Below are 16,424 nucleotides of genomic sequence, written 5' to 3' on the forward strand. Positions count from 1 at the left end.
TAAGACTACCCACCGAACCCGTCAATCACAAAATCATAAAAAAAACGAAAAAACTCCACCCTTCGCTTCTCGCCGTTCATGATGGTCAGATAAGAAGCACTCTGTTAACGCTACAAAAAGCTTTCCGCGGTATTCTTCACCGAGAATCAGAGCGCACTTTTGCACTTTGTATCGTACGCATCCCTATTTCTCGTGAGCCGTTTTCCGTTCCAGGAGTCTCCGTTGACGGTCGATACATTGCCCATAACTACCGCTTCCCTCTCCCCGGATGAGATGGAGTGGCAACTCATCATCGATGCCGTAGAACCCGCTATCCGCTTGATTGTCGCCGATATCGTGGAGGACAGGGCCCCTGCGGGTGTGGAACACTTTTACTCCACTCTTTTAAATCACCCGGAAGCAACCCCGTTCCTTTCTAACCAGATCGTCAATGACCACTTACATGCCGCGCTCCTAAAGTGGTGCCAGTCTCTTTTCACTCCTGTTGCTCCGGATCTATCTTCGCTCGTTGCAACTCAGCGAAGGATTGGCCTTGTCCATGCCCGAATCAGGGTTCCCCTTCACGTTGTCATGCACGGCGCACGCCTTCTTAAAAGCACTTTGAGGCAATCTCTTTTTGAAAGTCTGACCTCCTCAACAGATCTGGCGAAAGCGATCGACTATGTCGAAAACATGATGGATCTCGCCATAGAGATGATGAGTCGAGAATTCGTCAGGGATCTTCAGAAGGAAATTGAAACCGACGAGGCATATCGACTGGTCACATTAGGGCAGGACGTTACTCTTGAGAGAGAAATCCAGCGTGCAGCTCTTCTCGACTGGGGCCACAAAATCCTGCTTGCTATTTGCTGTAATGCCCCCCCTCCCCTTCCCCTGCTTGAAGCATCGGGTTTCGGGTTGTGGCTCAATCACAAAGGTAGTCTTCTTTTCCCTAATACCGGCGGGATCGAGCATATCAAGATTGCCATCCGCAGGATCGATCAGGTTCTGATTCCATCCCTCGCCACGGAAACTCCTCCGGCTGCAGCCCGCATTCATGAACTCCAGGCGCAAATTGAAGAGATCCGATTTTTGATGGATGATCTTTTCAAGAAAAGTGAAGCGCTTGAAAGTGGTCGCGATCCCCTCACCTGCACTCTGAACAGACGATTTCTGCCTACCATCATGGCGAGAGAGGTCGCGCAATCCATCAGAAGAAAGGTTCCTTTCAGCATTCTGATGATCGATATCGACTACTTCAAAGCAATCAATGACCGTTACGGCCACACTGGAGGAGATGCTGTTCTCCGGGAAGTCGCTGAAAAATTGATAGCATCCTGCCGCACAAGCGATTTCATTTTCCGTTACGGAGGAGAGGAATTCCTTGTCGCCCTGGTGGAGACCGACCTGCAACGTGCTTTCCAGATCGCTGAAAGCATTCGCGAAAGTGTCACCAAAGTCTCAACACAACCCACCGGAACCGCTCTGTCCGTAACGGTCTCGATTGGCGTTGCCCACTTCGAAGGGCATCCTGACTATACTCATCTTATTGAGGACGCCGATCGCGCCCTCTACTATGCAAAAGAACGCGGCAGAAATTGCACTGTCATTGCAACTCCAGATCTGGCTAGCTTGCCGCGTTTGTAGTTCTCAGGACGAGAATGTTTAGAGAGCGCGTCTGGGTTTATTCATGACCAAGCGCCGCATTCAGAACTGCGGCCAGCCGGACCCCTGCCTGCTGCAGGCGAAGCTGAATAACTGGCCACGCAATAGCCGTATAGGCGTCTCGAATGTCCGCTCCGTTGACGTGTGGAAGAGCACCATAGGAAATGGAACGGGCCAGTGCATGACTTTCATCCGCCCAGTCGACCACCGCATGGTGAACATCGCCGTCGGAAAGGTCGGCAACCCAGTAGGCCGTTTCATCTGCTGTAATAGTTGAGCCAAGCTGGTTCGCCTCCGTACGGGCCTTGGCAAAATCAATCGTATAATGCGGCCCAACCACCAGCGATGCCTGACGATCCAGCACACCCTCATCCCACAAGGCATGAAGGTTCATATGCCCGTTTTCCGTCTCTCCATAATAAGAAAGCCGAACGGCGTTCCCTCCCTTGTCATGGTCCCGCTCAGCTGCATGTAAGGGCTGATGAAGATCGCCGACAAGATGAACGACCCATTTAAGCGCATCCAGCCTTTGCTGCGATGTTGCTGAGCGATCTGCCAGTTCTTTTTCCAATTCGGGCAGCTTCTCGACAACACAATTTCCGTCAGCACAATCACGCTCACGTTCGTAGGCCGGATTGGAAACGTCCGTGTCCACATAATGCCACACCAACGTTTCCGGGAGGCCGCCTTTTTTCTTTGGAACATGCCCTATCGTATCAGGCCAGGATGCGACCTGATCCAATGTCTGGTGCCCTTCCTGCGCGAGGAGAGCCTGTACCGCCTTGGCGGCTTCCGGGGTTAAACGATCCTGAGCAATATCAGCAACAATAGCGTGACCATAGGGGCCCCATGCACGAGCCTGCGGAACACTCATGACTACAGCCGCACAGACAAACGAAACAGGTAAGATCCACGAGCGCATAGAGAATATCTCAGATGAAAATGAAAGCTGACTTCGTTCTCTCATCCTTATGCAGCCCCCACAAGGAAAACTGATTTGTTCACAATGATGGACGAGCCCCATCCGTCCTCAATCAAAAATGACCGAACGGTTCAGTTCCCCCTTTTCACTGGAGAAATCTGGTCCTACACAAGAGAAAGAACAAGCTGACGGAAACGACGAGGCAAACTTGCAACAGCCGGATTTCCCAACAAAAGACACAGCCGCTCCAGACTGGCATCTGTCTTCTGGCGAGAGTGGTCCGGTTTTGACCCTGCAAGGCTCCTGGATGGCCCGTACCGGCAATATTCCGTCGTTTCCAGGAAACGGCCTTGATGCCGCTCCTGCCGGCAGCACTCTTGCATTTGATACGCGGGCAACGACCCGTTGGGACACAGGACTCATCGCCTTCCTGTGGGACGTCAAACGCGTAGGCCATGACAGACACATCACTCTGGATACACAAAGTCTTCCGGCACCGATGCGGCAACTCCTTGATTTGCTGCCTGATGTGCCGGCCGACAAGCCGACCTCCCATAAGAAACGTTCTACTTTTCTGGAAGTTATCGGCGCGCGCACGCTGAACGGTCTAACCGAAATCGGAACCGTTGCGGAGCTTGGGGCCATGACCGTCAAAGGTGGCTTCCTTGCCTTGACCGGTCGCAGCCGCATGCGGTTTGTCGACCTACTGACAGACACAACGAATGCTGGTCCTTACGCGCTCCTGATCGTCGGGATCGTCAATTTCCTTGTCGGCGCCATCCTCGCCTTTGTTGGTGCCGTCGAACTCCAGAAATTCGCGGCTGGCATCTATGTTGCGAGTCTGGTCGGTATCGCGATGGTGCGTGAGATGGCAGCCGTCATGACCGCGATCATCATGGCCGGCAGAACCGGCGGGTCTTATGCAGCCCGTATCTCGACCATGCAGGGCAATGAAGAAATCGACGCTCTGAATGTTTTCGGCATCCCAACGTCCACCTATCTGATTTTGCCTGCCGTCCTGTCACTCGTCATCACCATGCCGTTTCTATATCTCTACGGCTGTCTGGTCGGGATTCTTGGCGGCTTCGTCGTGGCTATTTCAATGCTCGATATTACGGCTGCCGGATATTTTCATCAGACCGTGATTTCATTCGGGATCGGTCAGTTCATCTTTGCTTTTGTTAAAAGCATTGTCTTTGGTGCATTCATTGGGCTCACCAGCTGCCGCATTGGTCTGAAGGCTGGACGATCAGCGGCGGACGTCGGAATTGCCGCAACCCGCGCCGTGGTCGTGGGAATTGTCGGCGTCATCGCCATCGATGCCATCTTTGCGGTTATCGCCGATGTGGTGGGGATCTGATCCATGAGCGATACCAGACCAACCGTTCTTTCCATGAAAGACGTCACACTCGCCTTTGGCCCCAAAGTGATTCAGAAGAACATCACGCTGGACGTTAAAAAAGGCAGCATTTTTGCTGTCATGGGCGGATCAGGCTGCGGCAAGAGTACTCTGCTGAAAAGCATGATCGGCCTCCTTCGCCCGACTGCTGGTGAATACCTGGTCGATGGCGACAGATACTGGGACGGCTCGGAAGCAGAGAGAACAGAGCTGAATCATCGGTTCGGCGTTCTTTTCCAGAGCGGTGCACTCTGGAGCTCCATGACAATCGGGGAGAACGTCGCCCTCCCCCTCCAGATGTTTACGGACCTGAAACCCGACGTTATTCGCAGACTGGTTGAACTGAAGCTTGGCTTTGTGGGCATGCTACAGGCCATAGACCTTCAGCCCTCCGAAATTAGCGGAGGCATGCGCAAACGAGCGGGCCTGGCGCGTGCCATCGCCCTTGATCCGGACGTTCTGTTTTTTGACGAACCCTCCGCCGGCCTGGACCCTATTACATCGGCCCGTCTGGATGACCTGATCCTCAATCTTCGGGATGGGCTGGGTGCGACGATTGTTATCGTCAGCCATGAACTCTCAAGTCTCTTCCATATCGCTGATGATGGCATCTTTCTGGACGCCAAAACCAAAATACCCATCGCCCATGGGTCTCCGAGAGACCTGCGCGATCACTGTGATGAACCTCAGGTCCATGCTTTCATGCACCGGGAACGTGACGAAGAAGGACGCAATTGATGAACAGGCAAGCTCTTGTCGGTGCCTTTGTCGTAGGCGGTATCGGGCTGGCCGTTGGCGCATTTGTGCTTTTCGGCAACTTCCATCCGTTTACCCGCATGGAAAAGGCTGTTCTGATTTTTCACGGCGCCTCATCCGGGCTTTCCGTCGGGGCACCCGTTACGTTCCGGGGCGTACAGGTTGGTGCAGTGGACAAGGTCGTCATTGAATATAATCCGGAGACGAAAGACGCCTACATCCCGGTGTATGTGACCATGCGCCCGGACAATATCAGCTTGACCAGCAACGCTACGCATCACCTGCCAACAATCAAGGATCTGGTCTCCCAGGGACTACGGGGAGAAATGAATCTCAAAAGCTTCGTTACCGGCTCGTCCGAAATTGATCTGGATTTTGCCCCGGAAGTTCCTGCCGTTCTGCACCCTGCGATTGCAAAGGTCACCGAGATCCCGACCAAGCAGTCCTCCATACAGGCCATGTCTCAGACCTTGCAGAACCTTCCCATCAAGGAACTGGGGGATAATGCCAACGCCTCTCTCGCAGCAGTGCGGGAACTTTCCGACAGGCTGGATCGCGACCTGCCAGCGCTGATTGAAAGCGTGCGCTCTACGTCCGATCATAGTCGCGATATGGTGGATGCCAGCCGCAACCTGATTACCCATCTTCAGCCCGAACTGGAACAGACGCTCAAAAGCCTGAACAGGCTGGCAGATACCGGATCGGAGCAACTGAGCGCACGCGGAAAAGAACTCCACACACTTCTGGAAAACAGTAATGCCACGATCCAGAAAGCTGATCAGACTTTGGCCAATATCCAGAGCATGACTTCACCCCGTTCCGTTGACAGAGCCAATCTCGATGCCAGCCTGCGGGACATTGCATCAGCCGCCTCTGCGCTGCGCGGCTTTGCCAATGATGTCGAACGCAATCCGCAACTTCTGCTGACGGGACGCCACCAATGAAACTGTCTTTTGCTTCTCTGGCCGTCGCAGGACTTCTGCTGAGCGGGTGCGCGTCTGCCCCCATCAAGTTCTACACCTTGGGGGCACCGGCCATCGCAACGGCGACAAGCCCGCTGAATGCGACAACCTCTGTCCTGTTGGTCGATCCCATTCTGCTGCCTGACTATCTGGATAGTCAGGACATGGTCGTCAGACACGGCGACTTACTGGATCGCAGCACAAACGGTCGATGGGGCAGTCGTCTGTCGCGTGGAATGACAGATCTGGTGACAGCAAAGCTCTCGCAGATCTGGCCAACTGTTTTTGTGACCTCCCATGCCTCCTCCTCGACACATGGCACAAGACTGAACATCAACGTCACCCGACTGGATATTGCAGCGGACGGTCAGGGTACACTGGAAGCAGACTGGTCTTTCATCCCGTCAGACGAACAGAAACCCGTGACGCATCATCGCGCAAGTTTCACAGCACATGGGCCGATTGCTACAGATGCCGAGAACGTCGCTCTGACACGTGAGCTTGTTGAGCAGCTTTCTGCAGCAATTGGAGCCTCAACTCCGTCCTTCTGACGCATCCCGCAGAGGGCATTGAATTCCCCCTACGGTTTTAGCTCAATCAATTCTCGGGCTGAGCAGACATCAGGGCCGTGACAGCATTCCACTCCGGCGCTGCATCAGCCGCACCATGACGTGTTGTCGCGAGTGCCCCGCACGCTGATGCGATACGGACCGCCTTTTCGAGCGTTTGTCCCTGTGCCAGAGCATACGCCAACCCGGCATTGAAGCAGTCTCCTGCCGCGACCGTATCGACAGGCTGTACCTGAAATGGCGCGCTGTACCCGCTGCGCGTGCCATCGTGCCAGAACACACCCCGGCTTCCCATTTTCACGAGGGCGGCTTTCGCCCCTTTTGCCAGTAGAACCTCCGCTGCGCGCGCTGCGTCCTCAACAGTTTCGGCACGAATGCCGGTCAGCTGGAATGTTTCACTCTCATTAGGCGTCAGAACATCTATTTCCTGCCAGAGCGCTTGCAGAAGTCCATTTTCCGGCGCAGGAGCAGGATCAAGGACAACAATCGCCCCCGCGTTCCGAGCGCGGCGTGCTGCGGCAAGAACCGCAGGCTGTGGGATTTCCAACTGAAGCAGCAAGACTTTTGCACGGCTCAGCCATTGTTCAGCATGCAGAACGTCTGTCTCATCAACAGCCATGTTTGCACCGCCAACGACGGTAATGCAGTTTTCGCCGCTTCCATCAATTCCGATCAGGGCAATCCCTGTTGGGTTGGCAGCATCCTTAAGTAGAGGAGAAAGATCTACGCCGAAACGCTCAAGCTCCTGATGCGCCTGCACACCAAATCCATCCTTCCCGATCCGCCCGGCGAGTGCGACCTGAACATTCGAACCTGCCGCAAGACGCCCCGCTGCTGCTGCCTGGTTACTTCCTTTTCCACCAAGCATGACAGCATAGCTTTCCCCATGAACTGTCTCTCCGGGTCGCGGCAGACGAGCAGCCCGAGCCGTGACATCTATATTGATGCTTCCAAAAGAGAGGATCAAAGGGGTGTTGTCTGGCATGGCTTCGTCTCAGCAATAAGGAAGCCCTCCCATTAACACTTCCAGCCGGTGTCCGTCAGTATGCCGTATAATCCTCGCCGGGAATTTAATCAGGCATCACAGCGCGCTAACGGAAAAGTCTCGTGTATAAGAGGGTTGGGTTCGGGAACGTGACTGCCGAAGACCATGGATCGCCGCATCTTCTGGAAACAGGCACTTCACATGCCAGGCTGTATCAGGAGGGGAGCCTTGATTAAGGTAAGCCAGTCGAGACTTCCCGTCTTAAAGCCATGCAGCTGAATAGCACTCGTCCCCGTACCCGCTTTCATTACGGCAACTGATGGGAAATACACCTCATAGATCTGTTTTGTAGGTATGGTCTCTTCCGATGCCGTATGTTGAAAAAACATGGTTTTTTTGATGACCCTGAACGCTGTGTTGTCGAGACGCGCCAGTTTTTTGTGTAAGGAACAAGACACATCTGATTGCCTGACAACCAATGAAGCAAAATCCGCAGAACAGATCTATCATGGTCCTGTTGATCCAATACCTGATCAAGTGATTTTCTCGGGTCCTGCGAGAGAAAGCTTTTCCTGTCGCTTTGGAGCTCTTTAAATATACGGCTTTCCAGAATCCGGAATGGGACTGGAACACAGGCACTGCCAACGGCCACACGCAAGCTCGGCCCGTGCTGCATGGTGAAGAACAACCTGACACCTTTCTTCCAGCATGCGAGGAAAGCTGTTGATGTATATTGACTGAAATACCGTGCACAACCCTGAATAACTAATAATATATTTCGTTATCGTTATAAATAGACCAGATCTTCTTCCAGGAATTCTGCTCGCCTTATGACTATCTCCGGCATGCAGCATTACCAAGATCAATCCGTATTCGATACATTTAGCACGTCGGAAGCCAATGATGGCTGGGTTTCTAACGGGCAGTCACCTGAAATAATTTTCGCGTCCTGTGTATCCGACGAATAAATCCTTCGGACAAGCCGAACCTGTTCGTGGCCAACAGTAGCGCATTACAACACGCAAGATAGTGTGAATACAGTATCCAGCTTTGCCTGCATCAAGGCAAACACAGTAGCCTCAATGACACGAGGCATGTTGTATTTGTTTAAGACGCCCCTAAGGGACGCACCTGCGCAGGCGCCCCATGGGAATGAAAAACTTTGTAATTGCGTTAAAAAACAAAAATCGTCCGAACTCCTTGTATTTGACCCCCTAAAACCTTGCAGCGATGCAACGCTATTCGATAAATAACGGCGGATAACGGATGTTTTCTCACACGCAACATGATCTTTTGCACACCGGATCTGCATCAATGCTATTTCCTGTCACAATAGTGCAAATTTCATTTTAATAATTATCTTGTTAAGCTATCGTTCACTCATTCGAGACGTTTTGCACTGAGGTCTGGATGGGCCTTCTGTGTGTCCCGCTCCAAACAGATATAGCTCAAAAGGTTCCAGCCATTATGTCTTCTACCAGCCGCCAGACATCCCCCCGTCCCACATCAAAAAAAACTGCAGCATCGTCTCGCGCGAAAAAAATTGCTCCGGTTGCAGAAGCTGCGCCAGAACCTGAAATCACAGTCGTAGAGACAATTGCCGAAATCGCAGAGCCAGTCGTAAATCCTTTTCTCACTGACATGGTCTGTGCTTTTGACAGAGCGTGGTACGAGCGCGAATACCCGGACGTTGCAGCAGCCGGATTTGACGCCGCGACACATTATCGCGAAACCGGGTATCGAGAAGGCCGCCAGCCAAACCGCTTTTTCAATTCCAATGATTATCGCGCTGCCAATCCTGATCTTCAGGAATATGACGGCGATCTTTTCCTGCACTTCATTTTCTACGGCATTCAGGAAGGCCGACGTCTGCGCTAATTAGCAGAGCAAACATTGCCTGACCGGTTTGTGCATTAAAATCGGACTCTAGGCAGATTGCACTAAAACCCTGAACGGGAGAGACTTCTTCCTCTGATCCCGTTCAGGAGTCCGGAAATCGTGAAAAATAATCGCCTCCGCGTTGCTATCGACATGGACGAAGTGATTGCAGATACTTTTGCAGCACAACGTCTCTGGTATCTGGACGTCCATGGATACAACTGGAACGATGAAGAGCTGAAAGGCTGCCATCTCGGTGATTTGGCTGCCCCGGAACATGCCGAAGCCATGCAGAGCGTTCTTCATGCTGGAGCGTTCTTTGCCGAGCTGGGCGTTATGGAAAACGCACAAGATGCTCTGAAGCAGCTCAGTCAGGATTTCGATATTTTCATTACGACGGCAGCAATGGAATATCCTGCTTCCTGCGGGCCAAAATTTCAGTGGCTTCAAAAGAATTTTCCTTTTATTTCCCCTTTGAATATAGTCTTCTGCGGACATAAAAATATTCTTGCTGCCGATTACCTGGTTGACGACAATGTCCGACATTTTCATGATTTTCAGGGTCAGGGTGTTCTATTTTCTGCCCGTCACAACCAGAAGGTCAAATGGTCTCCACGCGTGAGTAACTGGCGCGAGACCGTTTCATACCTTACGGCACAACGTCTGGCTAAAAACCCGTAAACCCTCGGGACGACCGCAAACGACAGAGACAGTTCGTCGAAATTACAATATTGTAAGCCTTTCCGGTTTTTTGCTTTTGGATTTGTGCTCCAGTTTACGATACAGCTTTGCTCCCGTTTTTAAGCTTCTGGTCTGTGAGCACGTTTCCTTTATGTCCACTCCTTTCCGCTCTGGTGCGTTTCGCCTTTCCCCTTCCGATTATCGCGCCCTCACAGACACAGCGCGCCAGAACCCGGAAGCTTACTGGCAAACACAGGGCACGAGACTGGAATGGGTGAACGCGCCCTCCTCAGCGCAGGATACCGGAAACGGCTGGTTCGCCGATGGCACACTGAACGCCAGTGTAAACTGTCTGGACCGCCATCTTGAGACCAGAGGCGATCAGACGGCCCTGATCTGGCGGGCGGAAGAAGCCGATCATGTTGTTCGCCTGACATACCGTGACCTGCATGCGCGCGTCTGCCAGATGGCCAATGTCCTGCGTGCCCATGGTATCTCTCGCGGAGACAGGGTTGCCATTCACCTTCCTACCGTCCTCGAAGGTGTGATCGGCATGCTGGCCTGCGCCCGGCTGGGTGCCATTCATGTTGTTCTGTTTGGCGGATTTTCTCCGGAAGCCATTGCAGATCGACTGGCCGATAGCGGCACGGCACTGGTCATTACTGCCAATGTCGGGCGTCGTGGTGCAAAACGCATTCCTTTCAAGACCACCATGGACTCTGCTCTGAGCCTGCGGCCTGAGACCCTGTTTGTCCGCAGCGTTCTGGTTGTCAGTGTAACGGATGAACCAGTTCCCATGCAGGCGGGTCGCGACGAAATGCTGACCCCGCTTCTGGAAAAGGCCGAGGCCTCCTGCCCTGCCGAAACCATGGCCTCTACGGACCCATTATTTCTGCTTTATACGTCGGGCAGCACCGGGAAACCCAAAGGCATTGTGCACGGAACGGGTGGCTACCTGACATGGGCCTCCTATACGCATGAACTGGTTTTTGACCATCAGCCGGGCGATGTCTTCTGGTGCACAGCAGATATTGGCTGGATTACAGGCCATAGCTACGTCGTTTACGGCCCGCTTTCGAACGGTGGCACCATTCTTCTGTTTGAGGGCATGCCGTCTCACCCGGGTCCTGGTCGTTGGTGGGAAGTTATTCAGTCCCACAAGGTTACGACATTCTACACGTCCCCAACGGCCATCCGTGCCCTGATGCGGGAAGGCAATGAGCTCCCACGTCAGTATGACCTGACGTCCCTGCGTGTTCTGGGAACTGTCGGCGAGCCAATCAGTCAGGAAGCCTGGTCCTGGTTTGATGACGTGATTGGCGGTGGCCGATGTGCATTTGTCGACACATGGTGGCAGACCGAGAGCGGCGGCATCATGATTTCCCCTGTGCCAGGTGCCGTAAAGGAAAAGCCGGCGTCTGCCACCCTTCCCCTACCGGGCGTTCATCCTGTGCTTCTGGATGACAAGGGGCAGGTTCTTGACGGCGCAACAGAAGGTGTTCTGTGCCTGGATGGGTCCTGGCCAGGTCGCGCACTGACGATCTGGAACGACGATACGCTCTTTCAGACAACCTACCTGCGCCCCTACCCGGGCCATTACTTCACGGGTGACGGCGCCCGACGGGATGAAGACGGGTATTACTGGATCACCGGGCGCGTCGATGACGTGATCAACGTATCTGGTCATCGTATCGGATCCGCCGAAATTGAAGATGCCCTCGCCGCCGAGCACGCCATTGTTGAAAGCGCGGCCATTGGCATCCCACATGACCTGAAGGGCCAGGGGATCGTCGTGTACGCTGTTGCCCGCGATCCGTCTCATCCCGAACTGGAAATGCTTGCGGTCCGCGCCATCACAGCCAAGGTCGGACGCTACGCGGCACCGGAAAAAGTCTACATCGTACCGGATCTTCCAAAAACCCGTTCGGGGAAAAACGTGCGCCGCCTGATGCGCAAGATTGCCTGCGGAGAAACAGACGGGCTGGGTGATCTGTCCACGCTCGCAGACCCCGAAATTGTGGACGTTCTGATCCGCATCGTGCAGGGCTGACTGATGAAACCTGCCGGATTTTGGTCCAGGATCTGACGAGGTATCCGAAAGGCGAATAATATGGGGCAGTCCTGGCGCAGAGTTCTTCCTGCCACCTGGCGGAGCGACATTCTCGCCGGACTATCTCTTGCCTTTACCAATATTCCGCAGGTCCTGGGTTACGCCCGGATAGCGGCCATGCCAGCAGTGACAGGTCTCTATACTGTTCTGCTTCCGCTGGCGGGTTTTGCACTCTTCGGATCATCCAAACACTTGGTTGTTGCTGCTGATTCTGCCACAGCGGCTATCCTTTCAGGCTCCCTCAGCGCCTTGGCCCCGCTTGGAAGTGCTCATTATATAACGCTTGTCAGCGCGACGACGCTGATTGTGGCGGGGCTGCTCCTTGTCGCGCGCCTGTTCCGGCTTGGCTTCCTGGCAGATTTTCTTTCCCGAACAGTGCTAATTGGCTTCATGACGGGTGTGGGGCTCCAGATCATGATCGCCATGCTTCATGAACTCATTGGCGTTCAAACTGATGCCCACAATCCCATTCTCCAGCTTGCACAAACCGTTGCCAACCTACATCACGCCAATGGCGTTTCAGCATGCCTTGCAGCAGGAACAGTAGGCGTCATACTGCTTCTCAACCATTTCTGTTCGCGCTTTCCCACCGCATTGTGCGTGGTCGTCGGAAGCATAGTCCTGAGCAAATATATAGGGCTTTCGCGCTTTGGCGTCTCTACTCTCGGGCCTGTCAGTGGGGGCCTTCCTCATGTCCGGCTTCCGGTCATTGGGTAAAATGAATTCGCCTCTCTTCTTCCGGTCGCAGCATCGTGTGTTTTCGTGATCATCACGCAGAGTGCTGCAACCTCTCGCTCTTTCGCGACACGTTTCAACGAAGCGCTCAACGAAAACCGGGATCTGGAAGGTTTGTGGATCGCCAATGCGGCGGCGGCACTCAGCGGAACATTCACAGTCAATGGCAGCCCCACACAGACAGCCATGGCTGTTCGCTCCGGTGCCCGCAGTCAGATTGCGCAACTGACTTTCGTAATCGTTACCCTACTTGTTCTGCTCTTTTTCACTGGACCGTTGCAGTATCTTCCACAGTGCGTTCTGGCAGCGATTGTTTTCACTGTGGCCATCGGCATGGTCGAAATCCGTGCGCTGCTGGCTATCCGCCGCGAAAGCCCCGGAGAATTCTGGCTCGCGCTTACAACGGCGGTCATTGTTCTGGCCGCCGGAGTTGAGCAAGGCATTCTTATGGCCATTGCCCTTTCGCTCTTTCGCCATGTCCGCCATAGCTACGCTCCTCATACGGCGGTTCTTCAGCCTTTCGGAGCAACGGGAGCCCTTGAATCTGTTCCAGCCCATGGAGGCCTCGAAACCCAGCCTGGTCTCATCATCTTTCGCTTCTGTGCAGACCTGTTTTATGCGAACTCGGCCCGGTTCAGTCGGGACGTTATCACCCTCCTGAATGATGCCCCTCATCCCGTTCGATGTATTGTGGTAGAGTGTAGTCCGATCACGGATATTGATTATTCGGCTGCGGAGGACCTGCGTGCCCTCCTCAAAAGTCTCAAACAACGGGGAGTCAGGATGTTTTTCGGGCGCGTCAGTCCTGAGCTGAAAGCAGACATGAACCGCCATCGGCTTGTAGGCGCGATTGGCGCTGAGAACCTGTTTGAAGAACTCCACACCGCTCTGGCTGCCGCCAGACAGTCCATCCAGACTGCTGCAACGCCATGATGGACGGGCAGCAGGATGACAAAAAAGACCTTACCCGCCGCCAAAGCAAGAAAGACCGTACGGCCACAGCTCTAGCGTGGGAAGCCTTGCGGCTGTTCTCAACGCAGGGATACGAGGAGACATCCGTCGAGCAGATTGCTGAAGCCGCCAATGTCTCGCGTCGGACCCTGTTTCGCTATTTTTCAGGGAAAGGCGATATCATCCTCGCCTGGACCAGTGAAATGACAGAGGCGCTGAAGAACGCAATCGCTTCAGCCAGCCCGGATGCTTCTCTTCAGGACATGGTGCTGCTGGCACTTCTGCCCGTGGTGCATCGTATTACAGCGAACAGAGAGTATGCTTACGCTCTGGTCCAGCTCCTGGAGCTTGAGTCGGCATTACGCAGCGTCAGTTTGCAGAAATATGAAGAATGGGAGGAAGCGCTGGCCAAAGCTTTGATGGCACGCCTTCCTCCCACCGATATGCCCTCTCTTGCCGCGCGGTTGATTGCCCGCACGGCCATCGCAACATATCGGACGGCAGTTGATGAATGGATGAAAACGGAAGGCAATGCAGATCTTGAAGGTCTGCTTCGTCGCGCCTTTACCTTCCATCCCCTTCTCTGGATGGAAGACAGCCCTCTCAGCCTCGGCTGAAAGGGCTCATGCGGCTCAGAGATCCAGTTCGATGGAGAAGTGGTAGGTTCTTGGCAAACCCGCCACTGCGGAGTTAGTGGCCGTACCGCCACCATTGATGCTGGAGGGGTAGACAGATGCCCAGTAGTTCTGGTTCGTCACATTATTGACCCCGAAGCGGAAGACCAGTGGCTGCTGATAAACATGCGTTGCGTAACGGGCACCCAGGTCAAGCGTCACATAAGATGGCGCGAAGGTGGTGTTATAAACATTCGCCGCACGACGGCCCATGTAATGAACATTCGCATTCACCGCTCCGCCCTTCAGGAAGGGCAGACGGTAATCGAGCAGAACATTCGCCATCAGCGGTGGTACGCCCACGACCTGTTTGTAGGACGTCTTCGCCACCCCTGTGTTCAGAAGCTGTGCATCAAGCCATGTCATACCGCCAAGAACACTCAGGCTTTCCGTGATGTTTCCAGAAGCCTGGAACTCGACACCATAGTTCCGCTGTATGCCGTAATTCGCATAAACATTGGTCACAGGATCCGTATAGCCAAACGGCCGAGCCATGCGGAACCCGGCAACATTCAGCTGAAGCCGTTTTGCGACAAGGATCTTGTAGCCAACCTCATATTCTTCTGAACGCAGCGGTGCCGTAACTTCGTTTACATTGACAGCCCCAGATGGAGCCGTCGTTCCCGCCTGCAGAGAACGGCCCCATGTGAAATAGACCGTCTGATTGGAGGCTGGCTTGTAAAGCAGGCTCGTCATCGGACTGAAGGCCGCAGAACGGCTATAGGTCGATGTTTTGACAGCGCCTTTGGAATAGTTGTTTGTGCTCAGCCAGCTCCAGGCCAATGTGCCCATGATGGACCAGTGCTTGCCAAGGGAAATCGTATCGCCCGCCAGCAGGGACTGCGTCATGGTATCTGCAGACTTGTAACGCCCGGAATAATAAGGCTGGGCGCTCGAAACGGTCTGCGGATTGCCGATCGTGGCCTGCCCCAGGGTAATATTTCCTGTAGAGGATGTCGGGTTGTAATTCCCCATAACATAGCCGTTTGTCCCAACCTCGATCTGATGCTTCAATGGCCCGGTATGGAACACGCCATTCAGGTAGGCCATGTTGCTGCCCGAGACGAAATCGTTCGCCGTTGTGGCTGCCGAAATCGTCTGGCTGTAACGACCGGCAGAATTGAGCAACTGATTACCAACACTGAAGACGTTTCTGCCTGCATTTTCCCACATGCCGCCCAGCTTCAGGCTCCATTCATCATTGAAGTGATGAATGATCTTCATCAGAGCTGTGTCGGTTTCCATATTGTAGCCAGCTTGCTTCTGGCCGTAGCCCTTCTGGCTCAGGTCCGGCGCATCAGGCAGCTGAATAGCGGTGCTGTACGAAAAGCCACCCGGATATCCGCGCTGGGCGTAAGTGTACTGGCTGGCATCAATCTGGATGACGGTTTTGGGTGAAATGTGAATGTCGAAGTCACCACTCACCAGATTTCGGCGCATATGGGAATCTGCAACATACCCTTCACCATTCTGGTTCAGCAGGTTCAGGCGATATCCAAACCACTTGTTGTGTCCGACACGCCCTGAGACATCCACGCTCTCCATCGGCGCACCATTTGAATCTACACCGACGACAAAGCGCTCGGTCTGGCGATCCGTCGGGCGCTTCAGGGTAAAATCAAACGTGCCTGCTGGATTTTGCGGCCCATAGACAGCACCTGCAAGACCATTGAGAACCTGCAGACTATCAAACTGCTCGGCAGCATAAGGCGTGGTGATGACCATGTTGAGGCCATCCATCCGGGAGTTGGCGATCACATCCCCTTCAAACCCACGGGACTGCGGTCGGCTGGTGTTTGGATCTCCACGCATCTCAAGCTGGGCAGATGGTACAAAAGCAATGAGATCGTTGATGTTTCTGGATTGCTGATTGACCAGGACGTCATGGGGCACCACCATCACGGACATCGGCGTATCCAGAATGGAACGGCTTCCAAGAGGGCCGAGGGCAGCCTCCTTCGTCCGGTAATCTGCAACCGTTCCGCTTCCACTCCGACGGTGAACCGTAATCTGCTCAGCTTTGGGCGCACTCACGGCTTTTCTTGAAGATGACGGATGTTTCGCAGCATCTGTCTGGGTCTCCGCAGCGTATACCGAGACGCTGCTCATGACTGAGCCAGCCAGAAGACACATCGCAAGCCGCGAGATTTTCATTCCA

General features: G+C 53.9%; 12 protein-coding genes and 1 pseudogene. 10 read left to right on the plus strand and 3 right to left on the minus strand.

Translation table 11 applies throughout. The features are described 5' to 3' along the window. The first annotated feature begins 222 nt into the window (after positions 1 to 222). Positions 223 to 1,626 carry a diguanylate cyclase gene (locus tag B7444_RS09235; protein WP_231502928.1) on the plus strand — a complete coding sequence of 468 codons (1,404 nt, stop codon included), beginning with the start codon at positions 223 to 225 and terminating at the stop codon, positions 1,624 to 1,626. Positions 1,627 to 1,663: 37 nt separating this feature from the next. Here B7444_RS09235 and B7444_RS09240 read toward each other — a convergent pair whose 3' ends face one another. Continuing rightward, positions 1,664 to 2,518 (minus strand): S1/P1 nuclease, encoded by an 855-nt coding sequence (locus B7444_RS09240; protein ID WP_007282140.1) that lies wholly within the window; start codon positions 2,516 to 2,518, stop codon positions 1,664 to 1,666. Between the two features lie 256 nt (positions 2,519 to 2,774). On the opposite strand from B7444_RS09240, the gene B7444_RS09245 reads away from it, so the two are divergent. The 4 genes from B7444_RS09245 to B7444_RS09260 are packed head-to-tail and all read left to right on the plus strand — an operon-like array spanning position 2,775 to position 6,234. Next, on the plus strand, positions 2,775 to 3,926 hold the full coding sequence (locus B7444_RS09245) for an MlaE family ABC transporter permease (protein WP_007282141.1): 1,152 nt from the start codon (positions 2,775 to 2,777) through the stop codon (positions 3,924 to 3,926). Positions 3,927 to 3,929: 3 nt separating this feature from the next. Beyond that, positions 3,930 to 4,703: an ABC transporter ATP-binding protein gene (locus tag B7444_RS09250; protein ID WP_007282142.1), complete on the plus strand. Its 774-nt coding sequence runs from the start codon at positions 3,930 to 3,932 to the stop codon at positions 4,701 to 4,703. Further along, complete coding sequence (locus B7444_RS09255; protein ID WP_007282143.1) at positions 4,703 to 5,665, plus strand: MlaD family protein; 963 nt, start codon at positions 4,703 to 4,705, stop codon at positions 5,663 to 5,665. Before B7444_RS09250 ends, B7444_RS09255 begins: the two co-directional genes overlap by 1 nt. Then, positions 5,662 to 6,234: a PqiC family protein gene (locus B7444_RS09260; protein WP_007282144.1), complete on the plus strand. Its 573-nt coding sequence runs from the start codon at positions 5,662 to 5,664 to the stop codon at positions 6,232 to 6,234. The genes B7444_RS09255 and B7444_RS09260 overlap by 4 nt, the downstream gene beginning before the upstream one ends. A gap of 46 nt (positions 6,235 to 6,280) precedes the next feature. Here the strand turns inward: B7444_RS09260 and B7444_RS09265 are convergent, their stop codons facing one another. Continuing rightward, positions 6,281 to 7,237, minus strand: coding sequence for a ribokinase (locus B7444_RS09265; RefSeq protein ID WP_007282145.1), 957 nt, complete (start codon positions 7,235 to 7,237; stop codon positions 6,281 to 6,283). Positions 7,238 to 8,704: 1,467 nt separating this feature from the next. On the opposite strand from B7444_RS09265, the gene B7444_RS09275 reads away from it, so the two are divergent. The 5 genes and pseudogenes from B7444_RS09275 to B7444_RS09295 all read left to right on the plus strand — a co-directional run bounded on the left by B7444_RS09275 (position 8,705) and on the right by B7444_RS09295 (position 14,209). Continuing rightward, positions 8,705 to 9,115 (plus strand): hypothetical protein, encoded by a 411-nt coding sequence (locus B7444_RS09275; RefSeq protein WP_231502925.1) that lies wholly within the window; start codon positions 8,705 to 8,707, stop codon positions 9,113 to 9,115. 120 nt (positions 9,116 to 9,235) lie between these two features. Beyond that, positions 9,236 to 9,796, plus strand: coding sequence for a 5' nucleotidase, NT5C type (locus B7444_RS09280; RefSeq protein ID WP_007282149.1), 561 nt, complete (start codon positions 9,236 to 9,238; stop codon positions 9,794 to 9,796). 151 nt (positions 9,797 to 9,947) lie between these two features. After that, entirely contained in the window at positions 9,948 to 11,846 is a 1,899-nt protein-coding gene (acs, locus tag B7444_RS09285; protein ID WP_007282150.1) for an acetate--CoA ligase, read from the plus strand. A gap of 60 nt (positions 11,847 to 11,906) precedes the next feature. Beyond that, positions 11,907 to 13,574, plus strand: a pseudogene (locus tag B7444_RS09290) (SulP family inorganic anion transporter). Next, complete coding sequence (locus tag B7444_RS09295; RefSeq protein ID WP_007282153.1) at positions 13,571 to 14,209, plus strand: TetR family transcriptional regulator; 639 nt, start codon at positions 13,571 to 13,573, stop codon at positions 14,207 to 14,209. Before B7444_RS09290 ends, B7444_RS09295 begins: the two are co-directional and overlap by 4 nt. Before the next feature lie 15 nt (positions 14,210 to 14,224). Here B7444_RS09295 and B7444_RS09300 read toward each other — a convergent pair whose 3' ends face one another. Further along, positions 14,225 to 16,420: a TonB-dependent receptor gene (locus tag B7444_RS09300; RefSeq protein ID WP_035730105.1), complete on the minus strand. Its 2,196-nt coding sequence runs from the start codon at positions 16,418 to 16,420 to the stop codon at positions 14,225 to 14,227. Positions 16,421 to 16,424 lie beyond the last annotated feature (4 nt).

The organism is Gluconobacter thailandicus F149-1 = NBRC 100600 (genome assembly GCF_000964465.1).
In the GTDB taxonomy this organism is placed as follows: Bacteria; Pseudomonadota; Alphaproteobacteria; order Acetobacterales; family Acetobacteraceae; genus Gluconobacter; species Gluconobacter thailandicus.